The 26,049-nt window shown below is 66.6% G+C and carries 25 protein-coding genes; 14 read left to right on the forward strand and 11 right to left on the reverse strand.

Annotation, left to right across the window (positions count from 1 at the left end):
* Window positions 1-4: 4 nt before the first annotated feature.
* Genes HHL27_RS08550 through HHL27_RS08560 form a run of 3 tightly spaced genes read right to left on the reverse strand, consistent with a single transcriptional unit; the run spans window position 5 to window position 2,383 of the window.
* Window positions 5-784, reverse strand: coding sequence for an SDR family NAD(P)-dependent oxidoreductase (locus HHL27_RS08550; RefSeq protein ID WP_169492982.1), 780 nt, complete (start codon window positions 782-784; stop codon window positions 5-7).
* Window positions 781-1,596 (reverse strand): SDR family NAD(P)-dependent oxidoreductase, encoded by an 816-nt coding sequence (locus tag HHL27_RS08555; RefSeq protein WP_169492983.1) that lies wholly within the window; start codon window positions 1,594-1,596, stop codon window positions 781-783. The genes HHL27_RS08550 and HHL27_RS08555 overlap by 4 nt, the downstream gene beginning before the upstream one ends.
* A 4-nt stretch (window positions 1,597-1,600) precedes the next feature.
* On the reverse strand, window positions 1,601-2,383 hold the full coding sequence (locus HHL27_RS08560; protein ID WP_169492984.1) for an SDR family NAD(P)-dependent oxidoreductase: 783 nt from the start codon (window positions 2,381-2,383) through the stop codon (window positions 1,601-1,603).
* Between the two features lie 168 nt (window positions 2,384-2,551).
* On the opposite strand from HHL27_RS08560, the gene HHL27_RS08565 reads away from it, so the two are divergent.
* The 3 genes from HHL27_RS08565 (at window position 2,552) to HHL27_RS08575 (ending at window position 6,034) form a co-directional block, all read left to right on the forward strand.
* The gene (locus tag HHL27_RS08565; protein ID WP_169492985.1) at window positions 2,552-3,973 is read left to right on the forward strand and encodes an aromatic ring-hydroxylating oxygenase subunit alpha; all 1,422 of its coding nucleotides are present in this window, start codon (window positions 2,552-2,554) and stop codon (window positions 3,971-3,973) included.
* Window positions 3,970-4,758 carry a ThuA domain-containing protein gene (locus HHL27_RS08570; RefSeq protein WP_169492986.1) on the forward strand — a complete coding sequence of 263 codons (789 nt, stop codon included), beginning with the start codon at window positions 3,970-3,972 and terminating at the stop codon, window positions 4,756-4,758. Before HHL27_RS08565 ends, HHL27_RS08570 begins: the two co-directional genes overlap by 4 nt.
* Before the next feature lie 115 nt (window positions 4,759-4,873).
* A complete protein-coding gene (locus HHL27_RS08575) occupies window positions 4,874-6,034 on the forward strand; it encodes a serine hydrolase domain-containing protein (RefSeq protein ID WP_169492987.1) in 1,161 nt (386 codons plus the stop codon).
* Window positions 6,035-6,076: 42 nt separating this feature from the next.
* Here the strand turns inward: HHL27_RS08575 and HHL27_RS08580 are convergent, their stop codons facing one another.
* A complete protein-coding gene (locus HHL27_RS08580) occupies window positions 6,077-7,183 on the reverse strand; it encodes an acyl-CoA dehydrogenase family protein (RefSeq protein WP_169492988.1) in 1,107 nt (368 codons plus the stop codon).
* A 152-nt stretch (window positions 7,184-7,335) separates the two neighbouring features.
* Here HHL27_RS08580 and HHL27_RS08585 point away from each other — a divergent pair, with 152 nt between their 5' ends.
* Genes HHL27_RS08585 through HHL27_RS08600 form a run of 4 tightly spaced genes read left to right on the forward strand, consistent with a single transcriptional unit; the run spans window position 7,336 to window position 10,185 of the window.
* Complete coding sequence (locus HHL27_RS08585; protein WP_169492989.1) at window positions 7,336-8,100, forward strand: helix-turn-helix transcriptional regulator; 765 nt, start codon at window positions 7,336-7,338, stop codon at window positions 8,098-8,100.
* Between the two features lie 12 nt (window positions 8,101-8,112).
* Window positions 8,113-8,490 carry a hypothetical protein gene (locus tag HHL27_RS08590; protein ID WP_169492990.1) on the forward strand — a complete coding sequence of 126 codons (378 nt, stop codon included), beginning with the start codon at window positions 8,113-8,115 and terminating at the stop codon, window positions 8,488-8,490.
* Between the two features lie 7 nt (window positions 8,491-8,497).
* Window positions 8,498-9,604, forward strand: a complete 1,107-nt coding sequence (locus HHL27_RS08595; protein ID WP_169492991.1) for an alpha/beta fold hydrolase — start codon at window positions 8,498-8,500, stop codon at window positions 9,602-9,604.
* Complete coding sequence (locus tag HHL27_RS08600; RefSeq protein ID WP_169492992.1) at window positions 9,604-10,185, forward strand: GNAT family N-acetyltransferase; 582 nt, start codon at window positions 9,604-9,606, stop codon at window positions 10,183-10,185. Before HHL27_RS08595 ends, HHL27_RS08600 begins: the two co-directional genes overlap by 1 nt.
* Before the next feature lie 25 nt (window positions 10,186-10,210).
* Here HHL27_RS08600 and HHL27_RS08605 read toward each other — a convergent pair whose 3' ends face one another.
* On the reverse strand, window positions 10,211-11,035 hold the full coding sequence (locus HHL27_RS08605) for an esterase/lipase family protein (RefSeq protein WP_240959594.1): 825 nt from the start codon (window positions 11,033-11,035) through the stop codon (window positions 10,211-10,213).
* A 149-nt stretch (window positions 11,036-11,184) separates the two neighbouring features.
* Here HHL27_RS08605 and HHL27_RS08610 point away from each other — a divergent pair, with 149 nt between their 5' ends.
* Genes HHL27_RS08610 through HHL27_RS08640 form a run of 7 tightly spaced genes read left to right on the forward strand, consistent with a single transcriptional unit; the run spans window position 11,185 to window position 18,005 of the window.
* Entirely contained in the window at window positions 11,185-11,613 is a 429-nt protein-coding gene (locus HHL27_RS08610; RefSeq protein ID WP_420874036.1) for a Zn-ribbon domain-containing OB-fold protein, read from the forward strand.
* Window positions 11,610-12,761: a thiolase family protein gene (locus HHL27_RS08615; RefSeq protein ID WP_169492993.1), complete on the forward strand. Its 1,152-nt coding sequence runs from the start codon at window positions 11,610-11,612 to the stop codon at window positions 12,759-12,761. Before HHL27_RS08610 ends, HHL27_RS08615 begins: the two co-directional genes overlap by 4 nt.
* A gap of 8 nt (window positions 12,762-12,769) precedes the next feature.
* A complete protein-coding gene (locus tag HHL27_RS08620) occupies window positions 12,770-13,984 on the forward strand; it encodes an acyl-CoA dehydrogenase family protein (RefSeq protein WP_169492994.1) in 1,215 nt (404 codons plus the stop codon).
* A 13-nt stretch (window positions 13,985-13,997) separates the two neighbouring features.
* Entirely contained in the window at window positions 13,998-14,972 is a 975-nt protein-coding gene (locus HHL27_RS08625) for a thiamine pyrophosphate-dependent dehydrogenase E1 component subunit alpha (RefSeq protein WP_169492995.1), read from the forward strand.
* 17 nt (window positions 14,973-14,989) lie between these two features.
* Window positions 14,990-16,003 (forward strand): alpha-ketoacid dehydrogenase subunit beta, encoded by a 1,014-nt coding sequence (locus tag HHL27_RS08630; protein WP_169492996.1) that lies wholly within the window; start codon window positions 14,990-14,992, stop codon window positions 16,001-16,003.
* Window positions 16,004-16,014: 11 nt separating this feature from the next.
* A complete protein-coding gene (locus HHL27_RS08635) occupies window positions 16,015-17,463 on the forward strand; it encodes a dihydrolipoamide acetyltransferase family protein (RefSeq protein WP_169492997.1) in 1,449 nt (482 codons plus the stop codon).
* A complete protein-coding gene (locus tag HHL27_RS08640) occupies window positions 17,460-18,005 on the forward strand; it encodes a VOC family protein (RefSeq protein ID WP_169492998.1) in 546 nt (181 codons plus the stop codon). Before HHL27_RS08635 ends, HHL27_RS08640 begins: the two co-directional genes overlap by 4 nt.
* A gap of 60 nt (window positions 18,006-18,065) precedes the next feature.
* Here HHL27_RS08640 and HHL27_RS08645 read toward each other — a convergent pair whose 3' ends face one another.
* From HHL27_RS08645 to HHL27_RS08670, 6 genes are all read right to left on the reverse strand, one after another.
* Window positions 18,066-19,538 (reverse strand): ArnT family glycosyltransferase, encoded by a 1,473-nt coding sequence (locus tag HHL27_RS08645; protein WP_169492999.1) that lies wholly within the window; start codon window positions 19,536-19,538, stop codon window positions 18,066-18,068.
* A 114-nt stretch (window positions 19,539-19,652) separates the two neighbouring features.
* A complete protein-coding gene (locus tag HHL27_RS08650) occupies window positions 19,653-21,701 on the reverse strand; it encodes a 3-hydroxyacyl-CoA dehydrogenase NAD-binding domain-containing protein (protein WP_169493000.1) in 2,049 nt (682 codons plus the stop codon).
* A 19-nt stretch (window positions 21,702-21,720) separates the two neighbouring features.
* Window positions 21,721-22,503: an SDR family oxidoreductase gene (locus HHL27_RS08655; RefSeq protein WP_169493001.1), complete on the reverse strand. Its 783-nt coding sequence runs from the start codon at window positions 22,501-22,503 to the stop codon at window positions 21,721-21,723.
* Window positions 22,500-23,480, reverse strand: a complete 981-nt coding sequence (locus HHL27_RS08660; RefSeq protein WP_169493002.1) for an NAD(P)H-dependent flavin oxidoreductase — start codon at window positions 23,478-23,480, stop codon at window positions 22,500-22,502. The genes HHL27_RS08655 and HHL27_RS08660 overlap by 4 nt, the downstream gene beginning before the upstream one ends.
* 84 nt (window positions 23,481-23,564) lie before the next feature.
* Window positions 23,565-24,770: an acyl-CoA dehydrogenase family protein gene (locus tag HHL27_RS08665; RefSeq protein ID WP_169493003.1), complete on the reverse strand. Its 1,206-nt coding sequence runs from the start codon at window positions 24,768-24,770 to the stop codon at window positions 23,565-23,567.
* Window positions 24,767-25,858, reverse strand: a complete 1,092-nt coding sequence (locus tag HHL27_RS08670; RefSeq protein ID WP_169493004.1) for an acyl-CoA dehydrogenase family protein — start codon at window positions 25,856-25,858, stop codon at window positions 24,767-24,769. Before HHL27_RS08670 ends, HHL27_RS08665 begins: the two co-directional genes overlap by 4 nt.
* Window positions 25,859-26,049 lie beyond the last annotated feature (191 nt).

Consider the following 26,049-nt stretch of genomic DNA (forward strand, 5'->3'; position numbering starts at 1 on the left):
GGCGTCAAACCTGGCTGAAACCGCCGTCGATCACGAATTCGGCGCAGGTCACGAAGCTGGCCGCTTCGCTGCACAGATAGACAACGCCGCCGCCCATCTCGTCGGGACGGCCCTGTCGACCGATCGGGTGGCGCGCTTCCATGTTGGCCTGCGCCACTTCGCGCGAAGGCGCTGCACCCAGTTCGACATAGCGGTCCATGATCGAACCGAGCATGCCGGTATCGACCCCGCCCGGATGCACCGAGTTGACGCGGATGTTGTAGCCCAGCGCGGCAAATTCGGCGCCAAGGCACTTGCTCAACATCTTCACCGCCGCCTTGCTGGTGCAATAGGCCGCGTTGAACGGCGCGCCGCGCAGGCCGCCCACGCTCGAGAAATTGACCACCGAGGCGCCCCCTTTGCGCGCCTTGCCACCTTCGCGCAGCAGCGGCAGCAGCACTTGCGTGCCGATGATGATCGAGTCCACGTTCACGGCGTTGACACGGTGGAACGCCTCGAGGCTGGTATCCTCGAACTTCTCGACGATCGAAATGCCGGCATTGTTCACCAGCGCATCGAGCCGGCCGTAGTCCTTGTAGATCTTGCCCGCGAGCGCTTCCCAGTCCTGCTCGCTGGTGACGTCGTGCCGCACATAGGCATCGGCGCCTTCGATATCGGCGGTTTCGGCCATGTCGGTGGCGATCACCGTGGCGTTTGCGGCCTTGAGCGCCTTGACCAGTTCGCGGCCGATGCCGCCGGCGGCGCCGGTGACGACGGCCACCACGTTGTCGAGAGCGATTGTCATTGTGCGGTGAATCCCCCGTCGATGACCAGCTCGGCGCCGGTCATGTAGCTTGAATCCTCGGAAGCGAGGAAGAATGCGGCGCTGGCCAGTTCGCTCGGCTGCGCGAGACGGCCGATCGGCGTGGAGGCGACGACGCCCGCCACCAGATCATCGGGCTTTTCGGCAAAGCCCTGGTCGACCCAGCGCTGGAAGCCGGCCTTCAGCAGCGGCGTTTCGACGAAGCCGGGATGCAGCGAGTTGGCGCGGATCGGCGTCTGCTTCTGCGCAAATTCGATGGCGATGCCCTTGGTGAACAGCCGCACCGCGCCCTTGCTGGCGTTGTAGGCCGAAACCTCGTTCATGCCGACAAGGCCCATGATCGAGCTGACGTTGATGATCGACGAACCGCCGCGAACATCCTTGCCGCTTTCGGCCATCAGCGGGGTGAAGTGCTTCACGCCCAGGAACACTCCGTCGACGTTGATCGACATGATCCGCCGCCAGCCTTCCATCGATAGGCTTTCGACCGCACCGGTCAGGTCGATGCCGGCATTGTTGACCAGGATGTGGCACTTGCCGTGGCGCTCCTTCACTAAGGCGACGGCGCGCTCCCAGTCCTCTTCCTTGGCGACATTGGCCGAAACGTAGCTGGCCGCCTGGCCAAGCCTGGCCATCGTCTCGCGCGCCAGATCGCTGTCTGGCGCATCGAGGTCGGACAGCACGACTTCGGCACCTTCGGCCAGGAAGCGTTCGACGCAGGCTAGGCCGATGCCGCGCAGGCCGCCGGAGACGAAAGCGACGCGGCCCTTCAGCCGCTGGGCAGACAATTCCATGCTCTCAGACCCCCATCATGCCGGCAGTTGTCGCACCGTCGATGGCGAGTTCCGCGCCCGACACGAAGGCCGCCTCGTCCGAAGCGAGGTAGGCGACGAGGCCAGCGATCTCTTCCAGCTTGGCCATGCGGCCCATCGGCGACATCGCGTTGTACATCGCGCGCGCGCCGTCCGGATCGGCCTGCGCGGCAAGGATGCCCATGATCAACTCGGTCTCGACCACGCCCGGCAGGATCGCATTGACGCGGATGTTGTAGCCCCGCTGCCCGCAATGCACCGCCGCCGACTTGGCGAGCGCGCAGACTGCCGCCTTGGTCACCGAGTAGGTGACGTAGTTGCCCAGCGGGCGCGTGGCGTTCATCGAGGAATTGATGATGATCGACCCGCCCGAACCGCCGGGATTGGCCTTCATTGCCCGAATCGCGTGCTGCACGGTCAGCATAACACCGGTCTGGTTGACCGCCACGACGTTGTTCCAGCCGTCGATCCCGACGTCTTCGATGCTGGCATCGCCGCTTTCGGTGCCGGCGTTGGCAAAGGCGATGTCGAGCCGTCCAAACGCGCCCAGAACCTCGTCGATCAGGCCGGGCCAGCTATCGGCATCCTGCACGCGGTGCGTGGCAAAGCGTGCGCCGGTTTCCTCGCACAGCGCGCGGGCGACTTCGGCCTTCGAGCCGGTGAAGAACACCTTCGCGCCGTCTGCGCTCAGTCGCCGCACGGCGGCCGCGCCGATCCCGGTCGTGCCGCCCGTGATGAGCGCGACCTTGCCTTCCAGTCTTCCAGCCATGTTCTCTCCCGCCGGTTTCCGGCTCATCAGGAATTCCGTGGTCGAAAGTGGTAGGCGACTGGGCTCTCTGCGCAACCTATGCTTTTTTGCAAGGTGACGCGCGCGCGCGGGACCGGCAAAACCGGCAACATTGACGGAAATATCCCGACCGGGTGAGGAATCGAGAAAATGGCCGAAAGTGACCCCCAAATCGGCGGCGGACTCGCCCGCTGCGACAACGGCATCAGCTGGCAGGACCTGATGGCGCAGGATTCGCGGCCCGCGCCCGCGATCCTGACCGAAGAAAGCTACCAGTACCGCGGCAGCGAGCCGCTCGACGCCGCCCGCTACACCAGCGAGGACTTTGCCAAGCTTGAGCGCGAGAAGATGTGGCCCCACGTGTGGCAGTTCGCCGCGCGCGAAGAGGACATTCCCGAGCCCGGCGACTACATCGTGTTCGAGAACGTCGGCCGTTCCTGGCTGATCAGCCGGCAGGACGATGGCTCGGTCAAGGCAATGCACAACGTCTGCCTCCACCGCGGGCGCAAGCTGCGCACCGAGGACGGCGCGGCCGACAAGTTCGTCTGCCCGTTCCACGGCTTTGCCTGGAACAAGGACGGCAGCTTCGACGGCATGCCCTGTTCGTGGGACTTCAAGCACCTGCAGAAGGACAAGATGGGACTGCCCGAGGCCGAAGTCGGCCGCTGGGGCGGATACATCTTCCTGCGCGAGGAAAAGGGCGGGCCGAGCCTCGAGGAATTCCTCGCCCCGATCCCCGAATTCTTCAAGCGCTGGCGCCACGAAGAATGCACCACGGTGATCTACGTCGCCAAGGAAGTGCCGGCGAACTGGAAGGTCACCGCCGAAGCCTTCATGGAAGCCTGGCACACCGTCGTCACCCACCCGCAGCTGCTGCCCTTCACCGGTGACGCGAACAGCGCCTACTGGACCTGGGGCGACAACGTGAACGTCAATCTGGTGCCCTTCGGCATCATGAGCCCGCACATCGACGGCGAAGGCCGCAGCCAGCAGTGGATCGTCGACGAATTCGTCAAGTACAACGGCCGCAGCGCCGACAATTACGAATCGAGCGGCGATCCCTTCGCGGTGACCGTGCCCGAAGGCATGACGGCGCGCGAAGCGCTCGGTGCTGCGATGCGCAAGGGCTATACCGAACAGACCGGCTACGACCACGATCACGCCACCGATGCCGAACTGCTCGATGGCCTTGTCTATAACGTGTTCCCGAACTTCGCGCCGTGGGGCGGGTTCATGCCGAACATCGTCTATCGCTGGCGCCCCGGCGCCACGCCCGACACCTGCCTGATGGAAGTGCGCATCCTCGCCCGCGTCAAGAAGGGCGAACCGATCCCTCGCGCCGTGCCGATGAAGCTGCTGACGGCGGATCAGAAGTGGACCGACGCGCCCGAACTCGGCGTGCTGGGGGACGTGTTCGAACAGGACATGGAAAACCTGCCCTACGTCCAGCGGGGCCTCCACGCCTCCAAGACCGGCCAGGTCAATCTGGGCGACTACCAGGAAATCCGCATCCGCCAGTTCCACCAGACGCTGGACAAGTACCTGAACGGCGAGCTGGGGGCCAAGCCATGAGCGACGACGCGACAGAGAGCCATCCGCCGCGCATCGACTGCGTGCTGGTCTGCGGCGGGGTCTGGCACGACATGGACTTCGCCCGGCTGGAGCTGCTGAAGCTGCTGGCCGAAGACCCGCGCGTGCGCACCCGCGTGTTCGAGGATTACGAGAACATCGCCGCGATCGAGGCGGCCGACATCCTCATCACCTACACCTGCGACGTCACCCCTTCGCTGAAGGCGCAGGAAGCGCTGCGCAGCTGGCTTCAGGCGGGCGGGCGCTGGTATGCGCTGCACGGCACCAACTCGGTGCTGCGCTTCCTGACCGAAGGGCCGAACAAGGACCTGTGGGACGCGCCGCGCTGGGCGCCGCTGATGATGGACCTGCTCGGCAGCCAGTTCATCAGCCACCCGCCGATCGCGCCCTACACCGTCACCGTGGCCGACCACGATCACCCGCTGACGCAGGGGATCGAGGCGTTCGACACCACCGACGAGCTGTACCACCTCGAATGCCACGGCGATCTGCACGTGCTGCTGGAAACCGAGTGCACCGAACCCGGCACCGGCTTCGTCGAGGCGGCGGACGCGCCCGGCACCCATCCGGTGATGTACATCAAGGCCCATGGCAAGGGTGCGGTGCTCTACAACACGCTCGGCCATTGCCGCGGTCACTACGATCTCCAGCCGATGCTCGACTGGTGGCCCACGGTGGATCGCTGCGCGTGGGATCTCCCGGTATTCTACGACCTTCTGCGGCGGGGGATCGGCTGGATCAAGGACCGAGCGCCCAACCAGGGCTGAACTCGACGAATTCGCCTCCCGCATCGACCGGAGGCTTTGCCACAACGGACGGCAGGGCGCACAAGTGGCCCCTGCCGTTTCCCGTTTCGGGGATCGGCGCCAGGAAGGTCCCACCATGTCGTTCCGCCTGCCCCGCCCGGCCCGCATGATCTTCGGCCTTGGCCTTGCGGCTGTGGGCTTCCCGGCGATGGCCGCGCCCGATCCCGGCCTCCAGGCCTTTCTGGAGAGCACCGTGGCACAGGTCCGCGCGCGCAACCACCTGCCTGCCGTTGCCGCCGTGGTGCAGATCGACGGGCGGATCGTTGCCGAAACCGCGCAAGGCCTGCGCGCCAACGGCTTTGCCGAGAAAGTCACGACCGGCGATCTCTGGCACATCGGCTCCGATACCAAGGCGATGACCGCCACGATGATCGCCCGCCTGGTCGAGCGTGGCCTGCTGCGCTTCGACGAGACGATGGGCGAGGCGTTCCCCGATTGGGCGGCGACGATGGACCCGGCGATGCGCAAGGTGACGATCGTCCAGTTGCTCAGTCACACCGCCGGGCTCCTGCCCGTGACCGACGACAAGGACCTCGACAGCGTGATGGCGATCGCCGGCCCTGCAAGCGGCGGCTGGCAGGTGCAGCGCGCCAATGTCGCCCGCGCCTTCCTGTCGCGTCCGCCCGCCACCGCCGTGGGGCATTTCGCCTATTCCAACCTCGGCTACATCATCGCCGGCGCCATCGCCGAAGCGCACACCGGCAAGCCGTGGGAACAGCTCGTGGCCGAGGAAGTGTTCGCCCCGCTCGGCATGATGCACTCGGGGTTCGGCAACCCCGCCCTGCCCCACGCCCACGACCAGCCGTGGGGCCACAAGCCGGTGCGCGGCAGGCTCGTCGCCATCGATCCGGGCTCGCCGGGCAGCGACAATCCGCCGCTGATCGGCCCGGCCGGCATGATCAGCCTGCCGCTGCACGACTGGCTGCTGTTCGCGCAGGACCAGCTCGACGGCGTCCATGGACGGGGCCGGCTGCTGAAGCCCGAAACCTATGCCCGGCTGCACACGGTGGTGGTGGCGCCCTACGCGCTCGGCTGGGGCGTCAAGCCGGGGGCGGACGGCAAGCCCGACCTGCTGACCCATTCGGGCAGCAACGGCTACTGGCTCGCCGACATCCGCATCATGCCCCGGCACGACATCATCACGCTGCTGGTGACCAACGCGGGCAACGATGCCGCCAACAAGGCCATCGTCGAGATCGGCAAGCCGCTGCGCGACCGCCTCAAACCCTTCGATTGAGCTGCCTTCGATGGAACGGCGATCGACCGACCGGCGCCGCGATCAAGCGGCATCGGCGAACCGGTCGAGCGCGGCCAGCGGGCTGTCGGGCCAGCGCGACAGCACCAGCAACCGCTTGTGTCCGTGGCCAATGGTCAGTTCGTCGGTCACGCCCATGCCGCCGTGGAACTGGATCATCTCGTGGCCCAGCGTCACCCCGGCTGGCGCGATGTAGGCGCGCGCACCGGCCACCGCCTTGGCAAAGCCATCGGTGCCGCTGCTGACCATCGCGAGGTTGAGCAGCGCGCGGGCCTGTTCGATCACGCCATACTGCGCGGCCATGCGGTGCTGGATCGCCTGGAACGATCCCAGCGTCACGCCGAACTGCTTGCGCGTACGCAGGTAATCGAGCGTGTCGTCGAACAGGCGCTGCATGATGCCCAGCCCTTCGGCCGACCGCGCCAGCGATGCAAGCGTCTCGGTCTCGGCAAGCTCGGCCTGTCCGCCGGCCAGCGCAACCGCGGGCGTTCCCGCCAGTTCGAGCCGCACCGCCACCGATCCGTCGGCCATGCGCCAGGGCGTGGCGACAAGCCCGGCGGCCCGCGCTTCGACGAAGTAGAGGCCAAGCCCTTCGGCATCGCCCGCCGCGCCCGCTGCGCGCGCGCTCACGATATAGCCATCGACCCCCGCCCCCGCGACGACGCAGGCCTTCGTCCCGGTCAGCTGCGCCTCGGCCCCCGCACCTTGCGCGCGGGTTTCCACCCACAGGCTGCCATCGCGGCTGCCCGCTTCGGCATGGCCCAGCGCGATGCGGCGGCTGCCGTCGAGCAGCCCGGCAAGCCAGGCATCGCGCAGCGCATCGGGTGCCGCTTGCGCGAACAGGCGCGCCGCAACCAGCACGTTGTCGATCAGCGGTTCGACCACGAGCCCGCGGCCCAGCGCCTCGAACACCGTGGCGATGGCCGTGGCATCCAGCCCCAGGCCGCCATGTTCTTCGGCAAACGGTGCAGCGATCAGACCCAGTTCGCCCAGCAGCGACCAATTGGCGCGCGAGAAGCCCTCGTCCGCCGCGACATATTGGCGGCGGCGATCGATGTCATAGTGGTCCTCGACGAAGCGCTCGGCCAGGGCCTTGAGCATTTCCTCGTCTTCGGTGAGGTCGAAGTTCACGAAGGGTTCCCTCTGTCCAACAGACGGCCAGCCCTACCACCGTCGAACACTTCGCCACGCTCTGCAAAAAGCTAGGGCTCTTGCGGGAATGTGATGATTGTTCAGCGCCCATAAGACCCCTATGAACCAAAAGGCATTTTGGGAGAGTTGCGGTGCTTTCGGTGGAATCGATCGACCGGGTCCGGATCAGTGGACCTGGAGACGTGCGGCGCGCAGCCGAGGCGCTGCACGAATTTGCGCTGGCCGCCGGGATGCGCGCCGCGCCCGCCCACGACATCGCGGACAAGCGCACGCCGGTGGACGCAGACGGCAACATCCTGGCCAACGACGTGTTCGGGTGGAGCGATGAAAAGGTGTGGTGGCGCAATTCGCGCATCGCGCTCGATTCGCCGATCACATCGGCCTGCCGGTTCGAAAGCGAACCGTTCTGGGTCAATGCCAGCGGGTTCCACACCCGCCAGCCCAACCATTACCTCAACGCGATCGACCTCACCAATTTCGAAACGCGCGCGATGACCCGCGCCGCGATCGTCGTGCCGGTGCACCTGCCCTTCGGCCAGATCGGCGCGGTCAGCTTCAACCCGGTCGATCCGACGGTGACCGAGCTGGATGACGCCTTCCTCGAACATGGCGATGCCTTCGGCGTCTATTCGCGCACGTTCATCGCCAGCTACGTCCACGCCATGGGCTCGGTCCAGGCGCTGCCGCCGGGCTCGCGCCTGTCGAAGCGCGAAGTCGAATGCCTGCGCTGGGCGGCGATCGGCAAGACCGACCTCGAAATCAGCATGATCATGGGCCGCAGCCGCGCCACCGTGCGCTTCCACATCCACAACGCCTCGATGAAGCTGAATGCGGTCAACCGCAGCCAGACCGTCTTCAAGGCCGCGCAGCTTGGTTACATCTCGCTCAACACCTGAAGGCACCCCCGCATGACCGACAAGCCGTTCGATCCCGTCGCCGCCTGGGCGGACATGGTCCAGAAGTGGGAGCAGGAGATCAACGGCTGGTCGGCGAAGATGACCGACAACGAACAGTTCGGCGCGCTGGTCGGCAACGTCTCGCGCATCCAGCTGGTGGTGCAGCGGATGGTGGCGGAACAGATGGAATCGATGCTCACCACCCTCGCCATGCCGACCAAGGCGCAGGTCGAGGAACTGGCCGAGCGCATGGCGGGAATCGAGGATTCGATCGACCGCCTGCGCCTCGCCATCGAAGCGCGCGTGCTGGTGCCAGGCAACGCGCCGGTCGATGCCGCGCCGGCGCCGGTGGAACCGAAACGCACGCGCAAGCCGCCGGTGAAGGGATAAGCCTGCCTTGGCGAGCGGAACCGAACCGAGCCGGGAAGACATCGCCGAGCGGGTCCGCCGCGAAGTGGACCGGGCGCTCAAGCGCAACATCAAGGGGCTCGAATTCCTGACCGCCGGGCGGCAGGACGTCGGCGCGATGAAGAAGGAGCTGGTGCACCGCGAAGGCACCGCGATGCTCTACCGCTTCACGCCGGTGGTCGACGAGATCTACCGCCTTCCGCTGCTGATCGTCTCGCCCCCCAGCAACAAGGGCTACATCTTCGACCTCGCCCCCGGGCAGAGCATGGTCGAATACCTGCTGCAGCGCGGCTACGATGTGTTCAACCTCGACTGGGCGCCGCCGCGCCACGATGAAAGCCACCTCGGCCTGGCGGACTATGTCGATCGCTTCATCCCCGACAGCATGGCCCGGATCGAGGAGATCACCGGCGAACGCGAACTGACGCTTGCGGGTTACTGCATGGGCGGCACGCTGGCGACGATCCATACCGCGCTTCATTCGGGGCCGGAGGCGCAGGGCGCGGCGGCCAACCGCGTCACCAACTTGCTGCTGTTTGCCACGCCCATCGACTTTGCGACGATGCGCCTGTTCCAGACCTGGGCCGACCAGCGCCACTTCGATGTCGACATGATGGTCGAACGGCTGGGCGTGATCCCGCCCGAACTGATGCTCGGCGCGTTCGATCTTGCCCGCCCCGCCAACCGCACGGCGGGCCGCATGCATCTGTGGACCAACATGTGGAACGACGAATTCGTCCGCTCCTACCGCATGTTCGATCGCTGGGCGGCGGAAACGCTGCCGGTGCCGGGCGAATACTTCCGCGAACAGATCAAGAAGCTGATGTGGGACAACGGCCTGGTCAACGACCGGCTGGAGGTTGCCGGGCGCATCGCCCACCTCTCGTCCATCACCTGCCCCATCCTCAACATCATCGCGCAGCACGATCACGTGGTCAGCCGCGAAGCCGCCGGCCCGCTGATGACGCTGACCGGCTCGACCGACCGCGAGGAAATCATCTCCAAGGGCGGCCACGTCAGCCTCGTGGCCGGCCCCGCAGCCTTGCGGCGCTTGTGGCCGCTGATCGACGACTGGCTTGGCAAAAGGTCCGTTTGATGTCCCAGACCGTTTCCTACCCCCGCACCATCGTGGCCAAGCAGCACCGCATGACGGTGCGCCCGCTCGCCGCGTACGATGCCGACGATATCGTCGCCTTCGCACGCTCGATCCCCGCGCACGACCTGCTGTTCCTGCTGCGCGATATCCGCAATCCCAAGGTCGTCGCCGCCTGGGTCGAACAGGTGGAGCGTGGCCAGATGGCCAGCCTCATTGCGCATGACGCCAATGGCAAGGTCGTCGGCTGCACCGCGCTGGTCCGCGATGAATTCAGCTGGTCGCCCCACGTGGCCGAAATCCGCATCGTGGTGGACCCGTCCTTGCGCGGCAGCGGCTTCGGCCGCGCCTTCACCCAGGAATGCATGGCGCAGGCGCTGGACCTGCCGGTCACCAAGATCGTCGCCCGCCTCACCCCCGATCAGGCCGGCGCGCTCAAGGTGTTCGAGGACATGGGCTTCGTGCCCGAAGCCCTGCTGCGCGACCATGTCCGCGATGCCGAGGGGGAAACCCACGACATCGCGATAATGGCGCTCAACATCGACCGCCAGGGCGGCCTCAAATCCGCTTACGGCATGGGTTGAGTCGAAATGCGCTGAGCGGGCGCGTTCAGGGATAGAACGCGGCGAACGGTCCCGCTTTTTCGAACGGCCGCCAGCCGCCTTCGGGCAAGGCGAGGCGGTCTGCCACGGCATAGAATACCGCCGGGTTCGACACGAAGCCGAAGTGCGAACAGTGCACCTCGATGTTCTCGGTCCGCGCGTCGGTCCCGCTCACGCAGTTCTCCCACGCGGTGATCCCGTCGGTGCGGCTGTAGATCGCGCTCGACGGCACCGGCAGCGGCTGGTGCCCCTGCGCATAGCGCGCCGATGTCTCGTTGCTCGAAACCTTGTTGCCGGTCAGCAGCTCGTAGAGCGAGGTCAGGCTGGTCGCGCGCGGGTTGCCGGTGAACGGGCTGCCCAGCGTGATCACCTGCCGCAACGCGCCGTCCGGCCCTTCGCGCCGTGCCGCCTCGCGCGCGATCACGCCGCCAAGGCTCCAGCCGACAAGGCTGACCCTCGCCCCGGCCTTCTGTGCGATCTCCTCGATCCGCCGCGCCACGTGCTCGCCGTTCTCGCCCGCGCTGTGCTGGTCGAGGTTCCAGCCAAGGTCCCACGGGAACACGTCGTAGCCGACCATCTGCAGATAACGGCGCAGCAGCGCGGTCATCGCATCGTTGGTGGCAAAGCCGGGCAGCACCATCACCGGATGCCCATCGCCGCGCGGCGCGGAAAACAGCAGCGGCCAGCTCAGCGCCAGCGCCCCGGCTTCGGCCAGGAACCGCGGACTTTCCAGCATCGTCCAGCCGAAATGCGGGCGGCGGATATCGGCCACGGCGCGCGCATCGCCCGTTGCCGACCCGGCCCGCACGTCCTTGAACTTGATCACCGCCATCAGCCTGAACTTCCCTGCAGCGCGCGGGGGGCGTTCGCGACCCGCGCCTCTCCCCGTCTTCGCACCGGCACAATGGCACACTGGCAAAAGGGGTAACCCTAGCGTTTTGCAGAGTCGTCGTTGCCCGCGCGGTGGCGCTTAAGAGATGAATGAAGGAATCGATTGACGGGGCCGGGGCCAGAATGCGCGCTATCGCCGAAGGAATATGGACGGACGAGGCAGAACCGCGCCTGATCGGGGGTGTCGATGCCGATACCGGCCGGGTGGTGTTCCCTTGCCCGCCGGGCGGACGATACGAACCGCGCGCCCTGTCGCGCACCGGCACGCTGTGGTCCTACACGATCCAGCGGTTCCGGCCCAAGAGCCCGCCCTATGCCGGGCCCGAAGCGTTCCGCCCGTGGGCCGTCGGCTATGTCGAGCTGCCCGGCGAAGTGATCGTCGAAAGCCGCATCATCAACGTGCCGTTCGAGGATATCCGCATCGGCATGCCGCTGGAAATGACGCTGGTCCCGCTCGATCCCGAAGCGGCCGATCCCGTCCTGATCCACGCCTTTCAACCCATAGGAGCTGCGGCATGAGCGGCGACGTCTGCATCGTCGGCATCGGCATTCACCCGTTCGGGCGCACCGATGGCGTCTCCGGGCTCGACCAGGGCGTGTTCGCCGTCCGCCAGGCGCTCGCCGATGCGGGCGTCGCGTGGCAGGATCTCCAGTTCGCCTATGGCGGCTCGGACGCGGCGGGCAATCCCGATACGATGGTCGAACGGCTCGGCCTGACGGGCATGCAGTTCATCAACGTGCGCAACGGCTGCGCGGCGGGCGGTTCGGCGCTGTTTTCGGCGCAGATGGCGATCAAGTCAGGTGAATTCGAGCTTGGCCTTGCCGTCGGCTTCGACAAGCATCCGCGCGGTGCGTTCAACGCGCTGCCGTCGGAATACAATCTGCCCGACTGGTACGGCGATGCGGGCTACATGGTCACCACGCAGTTCTTCGCCAACAAGATCACCCGCTACATGCACCTGCACGGCATCAGCCGCACGACGCTGGGCCGGGTCGCCGAGAAGGCGTTTCGCAACGCGGTGCACGCCCCCCACGCCTGGCGGCGCGAACCGGTGGCGCTCGACGAAATTCTCGAAGGCGCGATGGTTTCGGACCCCTACAGCAAGTACATGTTCTGCTCGCCGGCTGAAGGCGGCGTCGCGCTGATCCTCGCCAGCGAGAAGAAGGCGCGGGAACTCGGCAAGCCGCTGATCCGGCTGAAGGCCGCGGCCATGCGCACCCGCCCGCCCAAGAGCTTCGAAGTCTTCGCGCCCTCGGTCGAGATCGGCGGCGGCACCGCCACCGCCACGCAGATCGCATCGGCCGCCGCGTTCGAGATGGCCGGCATCGGCCCGCAGGACATCGCCATCGCGCAGCTGCAGGATACCGAATGCGGTGCCGAAATCATGCACATGGCCGAAAACGGCTTCTGCAAGGATGGCGAACAGGAAGCCTGGCTTGCCGAAGGCCGCACCGAAATCGGCGGCGCGCTGCCGGTCAACACCGATGGCGGCTGCCTTGCCTGCGGCGAACCGATCGGTGCCTCGGGCCTGCGCCAGGTCTACGAAAACGTCGTGCAGTTGCGCGGTGATGGCGGCGGCCGCCAGGTTCCGGGCGACCCCAGGACCGCCTACACCCATGTCTACGGCGCGCCGGGCGTTTCGGCCGTCACCATTCTCGAGCGATAAGACCCAAGATGGATATCGAGCTTTCCCCCGAAGACCTTGCCTTCCGCGACGAAGTCCGCGCGTTCCTGGCCGCCAACCTGCCGCAGGACGTGAAGGACGGCGCCGCCGCCTCGCCCACCGTCTTCGTCGAACCCGACATCGGCCAGCACTGGAACCGCGTGCTCAACGAAAAGGGCTGGCTCGCCTACCAGTGGCCGAAGGAACACGGAGGCACGGGCTGGAGCCCGGTGCAGCGCTACATCTTCGAGAAGGAATGCGCGCTCGCCGGCGCCCCCAACCTTACCGTGCTGGGGCTGAAGCTCGTCGCCCCGGTGATCTACACCTTCGGCACGGCGGAACAGAAGGCGAAGTACCTGCCCCGCATCCTGTCGGGCGAAGATTACTGGTGCCAGGGCTTCTCCGAACCGGGCTCGGGTTCCGACCTTGCCAGCCTGCAGACCCGCGCGGTGCTGAGCGAGGATGGCAGCCACTACAAGGTTACGGGATCGAAGATCTGGACCACCCATGCGCACTGGGCGAACATGATGTTCACGCTCGTGCGCACCAATGCCGAGGTCAAGAAGCAGGCGGGCATCAGCTTCCTGCTGATCGACATGAACCAGCCTGGCGTCTCGGTGCGGCCGATCCTGACGCTGGCCGGTGATCACGAAGTGAACCAGGTCTTCCTTGAAGACGTCGTCGTGCCGGTCGAAAACCGCATCGCCGAAGAAGGCGACGGCTGGAAGCTCGCCAAGTTCCTGCTCGAAAACGAGCGCGGCGGTTCGTGCCACGCGCCCAAGCTCGGCTACGATCTAGATCAGGTGGAAGTCATCGCGCAGGGTCAGAACGACGGTTTCGGCGGCACGCTTGCCGAAGACCGCGACTGGAAGCGCCGCGTCGCCAAGGTGCGGCTCGAAGTCCAGGCGCTCGAGATGATCGAGCTCAAGATCCTGTCGGAAGTGGCCAAGGGCCGCCCGCCCGGCCCGCAAACCTCGCTGTGCAAGCTGCTCGCCTCGAACCTACGCCAGGACGTCGACCTGCTCGCGGTCGACGCGCTCGGCACCGCCGGCCTCCAGCTCGACACGATCCGCCCGCTCTATGGCGACAACGCGCCGCCGCCGGTGCAGGGTCGCGAAGCGCAGGTTGCCGCAGCACGCTATCTGAATTCTAGAGCGTGGACTATTTTTGGTGGGACAAACGAAGTGCAGTCGGGCATCATCGCCAAGACAGTACTGGGACTCTGAGGGAAGAAGCAGGATGCAGCTGAGCCGTGAGGCGCTATTGCGCGCCTATCGACAGATGAAAGTGATCCGGGAGTTCGAAGAACGGCTCCACGTGGATATCCAGACCGGCGAGATCGCCGGCTTCACCCACCTCTACTGCGGGCAGGAAGCCGTCGCGGTGGGCGTGTGCGAACATCTTTCCGATGACGACAAGATCGTGTCGACCCACCGCGGCCACGGCCACTGCCTCGCCAAGGGCTGCGACGTGAACGGCATGATGAAGGAAATCTGGGGCAGCCGCGAAGGCCTGTGCAAGGGCAAGGGCGGATCGATGCACATCGCCGATGTCGACAAGGGCATGCTCGGCGCCAACGGCATCGTCGGCGCGGGCGCCCCGATCGCGGTCGGCGCGGGCATCGCCGCCAAGATCGATGCCAAGGGCGCGGTGGCGATCGCCTTCTCGGGCGACGGCGCGTGCAACCAGGGCACCACCTTCGAAGCGATGAACATGGCGGTCGTCACAAAAGCCGCATGCGTGTTCGTTTTCGAAAACAACCACTACTCCGAACACACCGGCTTCGAATATGCCGTGGGCACCAGCAACGACATCGCCAGCCGCGCCGAAGCCTTCGGCATGAAGGTGTGGCGCGGGGACGGCACCGACTTCTTCTCGGTCTACGAGACGATGCGCGAAGTGCTTGACTATGTCCGGGTGCCCGGCAACGGCCCGGCGGCGGTGGAATTCGATACCGAACGCTTCTTCGGCCACTTCGAGGGCGATCCCCAGCGCTACCGCGGCCCGGGCGAACTCGACCGCATCCGCGAGATGCGCGATTGCCTCAAGAACTTCCGCAAGAGCGTGACCGACGCCAAGCTGCTCGATCACGCCGATCTCGACGCGCTCGATGCCGAAGTGCTCGAAGCGATCGAGGAATCCGTCCGCCAGGCCAAGGCCGCCCCGCGCCCGACCGCCGAAGACGTCCTTGCCGACGTCTACATTTCGTACTGATCGGGGGAGCGAACGAGATGGCCAAGATGATGTATCGCGACGCCGTCGTGACGACGATCGCGGAAGAAATGGAGCGCGACGAAAACGTCGTCGTGCTGGGTGAAGACGTCGTCGGCGGCATGGGCACGCCCGGCGGCCCCGAAGCCATCGGCGGGATCTGGTCAACCTCGACCGGCCTATACGGCAAGTTCGGCGCCGCGCGCGTGATCGACACGCCGATTTCGGAAAGCGCCATCGTGGGCGCGGCGGCGGGCCTCGCGCTGTCGGGCAAGCGTCCGGTGGCCGAATTGATGTTCGCCGACTTCATCGGCGTTTCGCTGGACCAGATCTGGAACCAGATCGGCAAGTTCCGCTACATGTTCGGCGGCAAGACCAAGTGCCCGGCGGTGATCCGCATGGCCTATGGCGCGGGCTACAACGCCGCCGCGCAGCACAGCCAGGCGGTGCACCAGATGCTGACCGGCATGCCCGGGCTCAAGGTCGTGATGCCCAGCACGCCAGCCGACGTGAAGGGCCTGCTGCGCCAGGCGATCCGCGACGACGATCCGGTGATCTTCCTTGAACACAAGGCGCTCTACGGCGTCACCGGCGAAGTGCCGGACGACAAGGACTTCACCATCCCCTTCGGCCACGCGCGCCTCAGCCGCGCGGGCGAGGACGTGACGATCGTGTCGACCGGCCTGTTGCTGGGCTTCTGCGAAGCGGTGGCCGACAAGCTTGCCGCCGAAGGCATCGGCTGCGACGTGATCGACCTGCGCACCACAAGCCCGATCGATGAAGAGACCATCCTCGATTCGGTCGAAGTGACCGGCCGCCTCGTCGTCGTCGACGAAGCGCCGCCGCGCTGCAGCCTTGCCAGCGACATCTGCGCGACCGTGGCCAACAAGGCCTTCGCCAGCCTCAAGGCGCCGCCGCAGGCGGTCAACCCGCCGCACACCCCCGTCCCGTTCGCGCGCGAGCTGGAATCTGCCTACCTTCCCTCGGCCGACAAGATCGAGGCGGCGGTGCGCAAGGTTCTCTCTTACCGCTGAGGAGCCAGAACATGGCCAATATCCGCCCGTTCTGCATGCCCAAGTGGGGCATCGAAATGACCGAGGGGACCATCGCCGAGTGGATGGTCAAGGAAGGCGAGGCCTTTTCCAAGGGCCAGACGCTTTGCCTGATCGAAACCGCGAAGATCACCAACGAGGTCGAGGCCGAATACGACGCGGTGCTCAAGCGCCTGCTCGTGCCGGCAGGGGATGATGCGCACCCGGTGGGGGCTCTCCTCGCCGTGTTCGCCGATGCCGACGCCACCGACGCCGAAGTCGATGCCTTCGTCGAAGCCTTCAAGCCGGCCGACACCGCGGTCGCGGCCAAGGCTGGCGCGGGCGCAGCTGCAGAAGCGCCCGCCCCTGCCCCGGCTGCGCCAGCCGCCTCAGCCCCTGCGCGCCAGCCGATCAAGATCGTCACCAACCGTCCGATCAGCCCCGAAGCGCTCAAGCTTGCCGAAGCCGAAGGCGTCGACATCGAAGGGATCGAAGGTTCGGGCCGCAATGGGCGCATCACCTACCAGGATGTGGCCCAGGCGCTGAAGCCCGAACGCGGGGCCAGCTATCGCGGCACCGCGCTGCTGCCTGAAGAGATCCGCGCGATCTTCGCCTCGCCGCTCGCGCGCCGCATCGCCGCGCAGAACGGCATCGATCTGTCGGGCCTTGCCGGCACCGGCCCGCGCGGCCGCATCAGCAAGGCCGACGTGCTCGCGCTGGTGAAGCCGAAGGCTCCGGCAGGGGCGCCTGTGTTCGGCGCGCCGTTCGAGCCGGTGGACAACCGCCCGCAGATCCAGCCCTTCGACAAGGTGCGCAAGGTCGTCGCCAAGCGCCTGACCGAAGCCAAGCAGACGATCCCGCACTTCTACCTGCGCGTCTCGGCTGCGGTCGACGAACTGATCGCCCTGCGCAAGACCGCCAACATGGTGCTGGGCGTCAAGGCCTCGATCAACGACTACCTGGTCAAGGCGGTGGCGCTCGCGCTGGTCAGGCACCCCGACGTCAACGTGCAGGTGCATGGTGACAGCGTCCACGTGTTCCCGCACGCCGATGTCGCCATCGCGGTTGCCAGCCCCAAGGGCCTGGTCACGCCGATCGTGCGGCAGGCGGACCGGATGCACATCGCCCAGATCGCGGCCGCCACGCGCGCCCTGATCGACAAGGCGCAGGCCGGTCGCCTTGGCTACGAGGACATGGACGGCGGCACCTTCTCCGTCTCCAACCTCGGCATGTTCGGGATCGAACAGTTCGATGCGATCATCAACCCGCCGCAGGGCGCGATCCTTGCCGTGGGCGGCGTGAACAAGGTGGCGGTCGAGCTGCCGAACGGGGACATCGGCTTCGAAAGCCGCATCCAGTTCACCATGTCGGTCGACCACCGCGCCATCGACGGCGCAGCAGGGGCGCAGTTCCTCCAGACGCTGAAGGGCCTGATCGAAGCGCCGGAAGGGCTGTTCCAATGACCCGCAAGATCCACGAACTGGGTCCGGTCGGCCAGCTCGCCTACCTGCCCTCGGACTTCGACGCCACGCTGAAGTACTGGACGCAGACGATGGGCGTGGGCCCGTTCTTCCTGATGGAGAACATCCAGCTCACCGACTGCAAGTACAAGGGCGTGCCCACGGACGCGATGTTCTCGATCGCCATCGCTTATTGGGGCGATGTCCAGATCGAGCTGATCCGCCCGGAAAACCGCGAACCGTCGATCTACACTGGCGAATACGCGGTCACCGACCAGCTGCACCACATCTGCATCTTTGTCGATTCCATCGCCGAAGCGCGCGCCGCCTGTGCCGAAGCGGGTGCCGAAGTGCTGGTCGAAGGCAAGGTCGGCGATGATGGCGAAGTGATCTACGTCGATCCAGGTGCCAGAGATGGCGGGGGGGGCCCGGGCCACGTGATCGAACTGCTGCAGAACACTGCCGCTGCACCCGGCCTGTTCCAGATGATCAAGGATGCGGGCAAGAACTGGGACGGCAGCGAGCCCTTGCGCAAGCTCGGCTGATCGTCAGCCCCACCAACCGACAGAGGCCCGGTGCACCCGATGCGCCGGGCCTTTTTCGTGTCAGCGTCGCTCCCACAAGGTCAGGTCCTGCGACAGGATCGTGCCCCGCTCGCGCGCCACGTAGCCCTGCCGCATCGCCCGCGCCACGATCGGCGCGGTGTGCGACTGCGGGTCCATGCGCGGGTCGGTCAGCGTGACCACGAAGCGCGGATGCCGGTTCAGCGCCGCCTCGACCAGCGCGCGCTGCGACACACCCAGCGCGCCGTCCTCGAACCCGGCGCTGTGGTGCGAAGGGAAGGCAAACCGCCCCCCTTGCGTCCCCGTCGCAAGATAAAGCGACGAAGGCCCGTAGACGACATAGAGCCCGCCCCTGCGCCCGCCATCGCCGATGCGCTGCACGATGCGGTCGAACGTCGCCACGTCGCGCCGGCTCTCGGCGATGCGCGATGGATAGTTCGCGGCGACCAGGAACGCCGCCAGCAGCAGCGCCGCGCCAATCTGACCTGCCCGCACGCGCACATCGATGAACGGCACGGCCAGCAGCACCGCCCACGGGACCAGGAAGGCGTAGTAATAGGCCAGCACATTGGCCGTGCTGAAGATCGCCGCGATCGCCCCTGCGGCCAGCGCGGCAAGGATGGCATAGTCGCCCTTCGCGTAGCTTCGCCCCATGCGGAAGAAGGCCCACAGCCCCACCGCGGCGGTCAGGAACAGCGGCCCGATCGCCGCCAACGTCTCCGCCGGCCAGCGCCCCACCGTCACCGGGCGCAGGAAGATCGACACGAAGTTGGCAAAGACGAACGCCTGCCCTTCGCCCATCGCCACATAGGCAAGCCACGCCAGCAGCGTCGGCGCGAGCCCGATGGCGGCAAAGCCCAGCGCCTCAGCGCCCAGCCGCAACGGCCGGCGATACACTTGCCAGCGCTGCACCAGCGCGATCAGGCCGGCCACCGCACAGAACGGCGCGACCGAATACTTGATCTGGATGGCGATCCCGCCGAGCAGCATGGCCAGCGCCAGCGCGCGAAAGCTCCCCCGCCGCACGACCAACAGCCACGCCATGGCAAGGCACGGCACCGCGAAGAACAGCTCGCTCTGCCCGCCGCGCGAACCATAGGCGTCTAGCCCGAGCAGGTAGAGCGCGGCGCAAACAAGCCCGGTTCCCTGCCCGGCAAGCCTCCGCGCGATCAGGAAGGTCAGGAACGCCCCGCCCCAGGCAAAGCCCAGCGCCACCGTCAGGTAGGCATTCGCCCCCGGCCCGAATGCCGCGTGCGCGGCGGCATAGATCAGGAACAGCCCGATCGGCTTGCGGTCCCACACGTCGACATACGGCAGCTGCCCGTGCAGCATGGCATTGCCGACGTAGGAATAGAACGGCGCGTCGAGGTCGGTCGCCGGATTGCCGAACCACCACAACCGGCACGCCAGCGCCATCAGCAGGATCGCGAGCGCAGGCCACCACGCAGCGGCCCGCTCGCCACGCCGCGTCTCGTCGCCTTGCGCCAAAGCCCCCGTCGCCATGATCGTCGCCATGACCGCGAGGCATAGCGGCCCGGCGTTTAAGAGGTCTTAACCATGAACCCCGCGCCACATGCGAAAGGGGCGGCCCGCCGGACCGCCCCCTCGTATTGACCGTCGGTCAAAAGCTCACCCGCGGGTGAAGCTGCCGCCGCTTGCCGCCTTTTCCACCAGCAGCTTGCACGGTTCGATGCCGGCGGCCTTCAGCCCTTCGACGACCTTCGACAGGCCGACGGTATCGCCCCAGAACATCGGCCCGCCGGTGTAGAGCGGCCAGTTATAGCCCAGGATGCAGGCCACATCGATGTCGCTTGCGCGGATCGCCACGCCTTCTTCCAGCACCTTGGCGCCTTCGTTGACCACGGGGTAGAGCAGGCGGGCAACGATGTCCTGCTCGCTCAGCGCGCCGGTCGCGGTCACGCCCTTGGCCTTGGCGAAATCGGCGATCACCTGCGCCGCCACCGGGCTGGGCGATGCCTTGCGCTTTTCGTCATAGTCGTAGAAGCCCCCGCCCGACTTCTGGCCCAGGCGGCCCAGCTTGACGAGGTCGCCCGACAGCGTGCGCTCGTTGCTGCCGCGACCGATCACGTCGAGGCCGACAAGGTCGGTCATCGCGAACGGGCCCATGGCGAAGCCATAGTTGAAGATCGCGGCGTCGATGTCCGACGGGGTCGGCCCTTCGAGCACCAGCGCATTCGCGGCGTAGGAGCGCGGCGCCATCACGCGGTTGGCGATGAAGCCGGGCCCGACGCGCGACACGACCGGCACCTTGGCGATGGTCTTGGCAACCTTCAGCGCGGTCGCCAGCACTTCGTCCGCCGTCTTCGCCCCGCGCACGATTTCCAGCAGGCGCATGACGTTGGCGGGCGAGAAGAAGTGCAGCCCCACCACGTCCTGCGGGCGGCTCGTCGCCGAGGCGATCTCGTCCAGATCGAGGAACGAGGTGTTGGAAGCGAGGATCGCGCCCTTCTTGGCAATGCCGTCGAGCTTGCCGAACACGTCCTTCTTGATGCCCATTTCCTCGAACACCGCCTCGATCACCAGGTCGACGTCCGACAGCGCCTCCAGCCCCAGTGCCGGGGTGATCAGCGCCATGCGCTGTTCCACCTGTTCGGCGGTCATGCGGCCCTTGGCGGCGGTGTTCTCGTAATTCTTGCGGATCACGCCCACGCCGCGGTCGAGCGCGGCCTGGTTCATTTCCACCAGCGTCACCGGAATGCCCACGTTGAGGAAGTTCATCGTGATGCCGCCGCCCATCGTGCCGGCACCGATCACGCCGACCTTCCTGATCTCGCGCTCGGGCGTGCCCTTGGGCAGGTCGGGCACCTTCGCCCCTTCGCGCTCGGCGAAGAAGTAATAGCGCTGCGCCGCGCTCTCGGTGCTGGTCAGCAGTTCGAGGAACAGTTCGCGCTCACGCTCCATGCCCTGGTCGAAGGGCAACTCGGCCGAAGCCTCGATCGCCTTTACGATGTTGAACGGCGCCTTGAAGCCGCGGAACGCGCGGGCGTTCTTCTTGAGGTATTCGGCATAGACTTCGCTCTTGCCGCGATAGGGTTCGACCTTGTCCTGCCGGTCGCGCACGCGCACCAGCGGGCCGCCCTCCGCCACCAGCTTCTTCGCGAAATCGATCGCGCCTTCGCGCAGCTTGCCCTCTTCGGCCAGCGCATCGATCATGCCGAATTCCAGCGCCTTCTTCGCGCCGATCGGCTTGCCGCCGGTGATGATGTCGAGCGCGGCCTCGATGCCGACGATGCGCGGCAGGCGCTGCGTGCCGCCCGCGCCCGGCAGCAGGCCCAGGTTCACTTCGGGCAGGCCGACCTTGGCCGAAGGCACTGCCACGCGGTAATGGCACACCAGCGCCGTTTCGTAACCGCCGCCCAGCGCGGTGCCGTGGATCGCGGCGATCACCGGCTTGGTGCCTTCCTCGATCGTCTTGAACACGGCGTTGAGATCGGGGCCCTTCGATTCCTTGCCGAATTCGGAAATGTCCGCGCCGGCGATGAAGGTGCGGCCCGCGCAAATCAGCACGATCGCCTTGACCTCGTCGTTGGCGAACAGTTCGCCGAAGCCGTCGGCCAGCGCCTGGCGCGTCGCCGCGCTCAGCGCGTTGACCGGCGGATTGTCGATGGTGAGAATGCCGATGCCGTCGACGACTTCGGTGGTGCCTACCTGACCCATTGAAACGTTCCTCTCGTCTTTATCGCGGGGCCATGCGGATCGCGCCGTCAAGGCGGATGCTCTGCCCGTTGAAGTATGTGTTGCGTATCAGTTCCAGCGCGAAGCTGGCGAATTCTTCCGGCTTTCCCATGCGCTTGGGGAACGGGACCGAAGCGTTCAGCCCGTCCAGCACCTTCTGCGTGTTGCGGGCAAGCAGGGGCGTGTTGAATATCCCCGGCTGGATCGCGTTGACCCGGATGCCCAGATCCATCAAGTCGCGCGCCATCGGCAGCACGAGGCCCGAGACACCCGCCTTGGCCGAACCATAGGCGATCTGCCCCACTTGCGCATCCTGCGCCGCCGCCGACGATGTCAGCACGATCGCGCCCCGCTCGCCATCCTCCAGCGGATCGAGCCCCGCCATGCCCAGCGCCGACAGCGACGCCACGCGGTAGGTGGCCGTCAGGATGCCGTGCACGGCAAAGGCATAGTCCTCGCTCGAAAACCGCGTGAAGGCGCCCGTCTCGCGGTTGCGGCCCACGGTTTTTCCCTTGCGGTTGACCATCGCGCAGTGGACGGTCACGCGTTCCTGCCCGTGCGCGGCGCGCGCCGTGGCAAAGCCCGCCTCGACCGAAGCTTCGTCGGTGATGTCCACTTTCACGAACAGCGCGCCGGTCGCCGCGGCGACTTCGGCGCCCAGTTCCTCGTTCAGGTCGAAGATCGCGACTTTCGCGCCCGCCGCCGCCAGCGCCTCGACGGTCGCGCGGCCAAGGCCCGAAGCCCCGCCCGTCACCACCGCCGCGATGCTGGTGTCGATCTTCATTTCAGGAAGCCCTGCAGGCGGCCCTCGATGATGCCTTCGGCTTCGGCGATGATCCGGTCGATCAGCACCTGGCAGGTGGGGATGTCGTGGATCAGCCCCTGGATCATGCCGGCCCAGAACACGCCCTTCGACAGGTCGCCGGTGTCGAGCAGTTCCTTGCCCGCCGTTCCCGCCACCAGTTCGCGCACGTCCTCGAATACCGCGCCCGGCTGGGCCAGACGGCGCACGACTTCGTCCGAAACCGCGCTCTTGCCCACGCGCGCGGTGTTCTTGAAGTTGCGGAAGATCAGGTGGCTGCCGCGCTCGTCGTTGTCGATGTAGGCCTGCTTGACGTTGTCGTGCACCGGCGCTTCGACCGTGGCGCAGAAGCGCGTGCCCATGTTGATGCCTTCGGCCCCCAGCGACAGCGCCGCGACCAGGCCGCGCCCGTCACCGAAGCCGCCGCTCGCCAGCAGCGGGATCTTCACCTTGTCGGCTGCGGCGGGGATCAGGATCAGGCCCGGAATGTCGTCCTCGCCCGGATGGCCGGCGCATTCGAAGCCGTCGATCGAGATCACGTCCACGCCCGCCTTTTCGGCCGAAACCGCGTGGCGCACCGCGGTGCACTTGTGCAGGATCTTGATGCCGTGGGGCTTCAGCTGCTCCCAGATCTCGCGCACGGCTGGGGTGCCGGCGGTTTCCACCACCTTCACGCCGCCATCGATGATCGCCTGGGCATAGGCCTTGTAGTCGGGCGAATTGATCGTCGGGAACACGGTCATGTTCACGCCGAATGGCTTGGCTGTCATGCTCCGCGTGCGCTCGATTTCCTCGCGCAGCTTTTCAGGGCTTGGCTGGGTCAGCGCGGTGACGATGCCGAGCCCGCCCGCGTTCGACACGGCCGAAGCCATCTCGGCGGTGCCGACATTCATCATGCCGCCCTGGACGATCGGATGCTCGATCTCGAGCATTTCGGTGATGCGGGTCTTGAAAGCCATGGGAAAAGCCCCCCTCGAAGCTTCTTGAAAAAGGGATGCCCGCCGCCTTCCCTCAAAGGCGACGGGCAAGAGGTTGCCGGCGCGTCAGGCCGGGATCTGGTTGAACGGCACGCCCTTGTCGGGGCGGTGATCCTGCGGCAGGCCGAGGATGCGTTCGGCAATGGTGTTGAGCAACATCTCGTCCGCGCCGCCGGCGATGCGGCCGGTGGGCGCACTGATCCAGCTGTTGGTCCAGTCCTCGCGCGGGGAGTTGTGCTCGCTATAGGCAAAGCCCGACTGGCCCTTGAGGTCCATGGCCAGCTCCGACAGCTTCTGCCGGCTGCGCACCGCCACCAGCTTGTTGAGCGAACCTTCCGGCCCCGCTTCCATGCCCGCCTGCATCATCAGCATGGCGCGCGCGGTGATCGATTCCAGCCCTGCGCGCATCGCGTGGTTGCGCGCGATCTGCGACCGGATGCGCCCGTCGGAAATGGCTGGGCGGCCGTTGTAGTCGGTGGTCTTGGCCAGTTCGACGAACACGTCGAGCGGGGGGCCGAAGCCGGCGCTGTCGGTTGCGATATAGCGTTCGATCATCAGCGTGTGCATCGCCACGGCAAAGCCGCCGCCCACCGGGCTCATGCGCTGGCTGTCTTCCAGCCGCACGTCGTCGAAGAACACTTCGTTGACGTGGCTGTCCCCCGCCGCCAGCTTCACCGGCCGCACCTCGACACCGGGCGCCTTCATGTCGACCCAGTAGTAGGTCAGGCCCTTGTGCTTCTGCGCGGTAGGATCGGTGCGCGCCACGATCACGCCATAGTCGCAATACTGCGCCCAGCTGGTCCACAGCTTCTGCCCGTTGAGCCGCCAGCCGTTGCCGTCCACTTCGGCGCGGGTGCGAAGCCCTGCAAGGTCCGATCCGCCCGAAGGTTCTGAGAACAGCTGGCACCAGATCTCCTCGCCGCGCAGCGCCTTGACGATGCGCTCCTTCACGAAGTCCTTGTCCTGGCCGTAGTGCATCAGGATCGGCACCGGCATGCCCAGCGAAATGCCGAAATAGACCACCGGCATGCCGTACTTGGCCTCTTCCGTGTCGAAGATCAGCTTGTGCGTGTGGGTCAGCCCCTGCCCGCCGTATTCCTTGGGCCAGCTGATCCCGCCGAACCCGGCGTCGTACTTGGTCGCCATGTAGCGACGGCCGAGCGCCAGGTCCTGCTCCACGTCCAGCCCGCGCCGGGCGTCCTTGCCGAACTCTCCGGCCACGGATTCGAGGAATTCGCGCGCGCTGGCGCGGTAGGCTTCGAAATCGGTCATGCCGCTTCTCCCAGGTGATCCACCAGAAGGTCTTCCCAGAACATCAGGTTGCCCTGCTCCACGGCAAGGCTGCGCGCGCGGCGCATGTGCAGGTGCAGGCCGCCTTCCCACGTGGCGCCGATGCCGCCGTGGATCTGTACGGTATCGCGCGCGGCGGTGTCATAGGCGTCGGTCGCCGAAATCCGCGCGTCGGCCGCGGCGAGAAGGAAGTTGTCCTTGCCCTCGCTCGCCACCGCATGGATGCAGTTGGCCCGCGCGATCTCGACGAAGCCGTAAAGCTCGGCGATGCGGTGCTTCACCGACTGGAAGGCGCCGATCGGCTGGCCGAAGGCCTTGCGCGTCAGCGCATAGTCGCGCGCGGTGAACAGCAGCGCTTCGGCAGCGCCGGTCTGCTCGTGCGCGGTCACCACCGCCATGCGGGCGAGCAGGTCGAGCGCCAGCGTCGATGCCGCCTCACCTTCGACCAGCAGCGTCGCCGGCGTGCCGTCGAACACCAGGTCGGCATAGAGCCGGGTGTTGTCGTAGCTGTCGATCGCGTTGCGCGTCACGCCCGCAAGATCGGCCAGCACCAGCGCAGGCTTGCCCTGATGGCTGGCCAGCACCACCGCAACGTCGGCGGTGATCCCCGCGGTCACGCCCGGCTTGGTGCCGGACAGCTTGCCGTCGGCGAAGGTCACTTTCGGATTGGCCGGAAGCGGCGCGGTGCCTTCGGCAAAGGCAACGGTGCCGATCGCTTCGCCCGCCGCCAGCTTCGGCAGCCACGCGGCCTGCGCCTCGGCAACGCCACTCGCCACGAGCGCCTGCGAAGCGCCATAGCCCACGGTCAGATAGGGCGCGCCGGCGATCACCGCGCCCGCCTGCTGCGCCACCAGGCCCAGTTCGGCAAGGCTCAGGCCCAGCCCGCCATGCTCCTCGGGGATGGCAAGGCCGGTCCAGCCCTGCTCGACCGCCGTATCCCAGAACGGCTTGTCCACCTCACCCGTGGTCGTCAGCAACTTGAGCAAGCGGTCCTTGCTCGTGCGGGCTTCCAGAACGCGCCGCGATTCGGTCGCGATTGCCTGCTGCCCCTCGTCGTAAAGGATCGACATCCCTTTGTTTTCCTGTCCCAACACTGCCTGACGTGCGCCCTGCGGCGACGCGGCGATTTGTTTAATCGCCCCATTAAACTGGACCGGATGGCGCGGCAAGGCAAGCCGTGAAATGGCCCCGGCAATTGCCTTGCACTAACGGGTTGCCACCGGCCCCGCGCATGTTAATCCATCGGTTAAATAACCATAGA

Source organism: Novosphingobium olei (assembly GCF_012927405.1).
Classification (GTDB): Bacteria; Pseudomonadota; Alphaproteobacteria; order Sphingomonadales; family Sphingomonadaceae; genus Novosphingobium; species Novosphingobium olei.

Excerpts from the sequence above, each read along its gene's own strand:
- HHL27_RS08600 (WP_169492992.1), top strand. The coding sequence starts at position 9,604 with ATGTCCCAGACCGTTTCCTACCCCCGCACCATCGTGGCCAAGCAGCAC.
- HHL27_RS08555 (WP_169492983.1), bottom strand. The coding sequence starts at position 1,596 with ATGGAATTGTCTGCCCAGCGGCTGAAGGGCCGCGTCGCTTTCGTCTCC.
- HHL27_RS08565 (WP_169492985.1), top strand. The coding sequence starts at position 2,552 with ATGGCCGAAAGTGACCCCCAAATCGGCGGCGGACTCGCCCGCTGCGAC.
- HHL27_RS08635 (WP_169492997.1), top strand. The coding sequence starts at position 16,015 with ATGGCCAATATCCGCCCGTTCTGCATGCCCAAGTGGGGCATCGAAATG.
- HHL27_RS08590 (WP_169492990.1), top strand. The coding sequence starts at position 8,113 with ATGACCGACAAGCCGTTCGATCCCGTCGCCGCCTGGGCGGACATGGTC.
- HHL27_RS08620 (WP_169492994.1), top strand. The coding sequence starts at position 12,770 with ATGGATATCGAGCTTTCCCCCGAAGACCTTGCCTTCCGCGACGAAGTC.
- HHL27_RS08605 (WP_240959594.1), bottom strand. The coding sequence starts at position 11,035 with ATGGCGGTGATCAAGTTCAAGGACGTGCGGGCCGGGTCGGCAACGGGC.
- HHL27_RS08610 (WP_420874036.1), top strand. The coding sequence starts at position 11,185 with ATGAAGGAATCGATTGACGGGGCCGGGGCCAGAATGCGCGCTATCGCC.
- HHL27_RS08560 (WP_169492984.1), bottom strand. The coding sequence starts at position 2,383 with ATGGCTGGAAGACTGGAAGGCAAGGTCGCGCTCATCACGGGCGGCACG.
- HHL27_RS08645 (WP_169492999.1), bottom strand. The coding sequence starts at position 19,538 with ATGGCGACGATCATGGCGACGGGGGCTTTGGCGCAAGGCGACGAGACG.
- HHL27_RS08570 (WP_169492986.1), top strand. The coding sequence starts at position 3,970 with ATGAGCGACGACGCGACAGAGAGCCATCCGCCGCGCATCGACTGCGTG.
- HHL27_RS08665 (WP_169493003.1), bottom strand. The coding sequence starts at position 24,770 with ATGACCGATTTCGAAGCCTACCGCGCCAGCGCGCGCGAATTCCTCGAA.
- HHL27_RS08575 (WP_169492987.1), top strand. The coding sequence starts at position 4,874 with ATGTCGTTCCGCCTGCCCCGCCCGGCCCGCATGATCTTCGGCCTTGGC.
- HHL27_RS08650 (WP_169493000.1), bottom strand. The coding sequence starts at position 21,701 with ATGGGTCAGGTAGGCACCACCGAAGTCGTCGACGGCATCGGCATTCTC.
- HHL27_RS08640 (WP_169492998.1), top strand. The coding sequence starts at position 17,460 with ATGACCCGCAAGATCCACGAACTGGGTCCGGTCGGCCAGCTCGCCTAC.
- HHL27_RS08655 (WP_169493001.1), bottom strand. The coding sequence starts at position 22,503 with ATGAAGATCGACACCAGCATCGCGGCGGTGGTGACGGGCGGGGCTTCG.
- HHL27_RS08630 (WP_169492996.1), top strand. The coding sequence starts at position 14,990 with ATGGCCAAGATGATGTATCGCGACGCCGTCGTGACGACGATCGCGGAA.
- HHL27_RS08670 (WP_169493004.1), bottom strand. The coding sequence starts at position 25,858 with ATGTCGATCCTTTACGACGAGGGGCAGCAGGCAATCGCGACCGAATCG.
- HHL27_RS08615 (WP_169492993.1), top strand. The coding sequence starts at position 11,610 with ATGAGCGGCGACGTCTGCATCGTCGGCATCGGCATTCACCCGTTCGGG.
- HHL27_RS08625 (WP_169492995.1), top strand. The coding sequence starts at position 13,998 with ATGCAGCTGAGCCGTGAGGCGCTATTGCGCGCCTATCGACAGATGAAA.
- HHL27_RS08550 (WP_169492982.1), bottom strand. The coding sequence starts at position 784 with ATGACAATCGCTCTCGACAACGTGGTGGCCGTCGTCACCGGCGCCGCC.
- HHL27_RS08660 (WP_169493002.1), bottom strand. The coding sequence starts at position 23,480 with ATGGCTTTCAAGACCCGCATCACCGAAATGCTCGAGATCGAGCATCCG.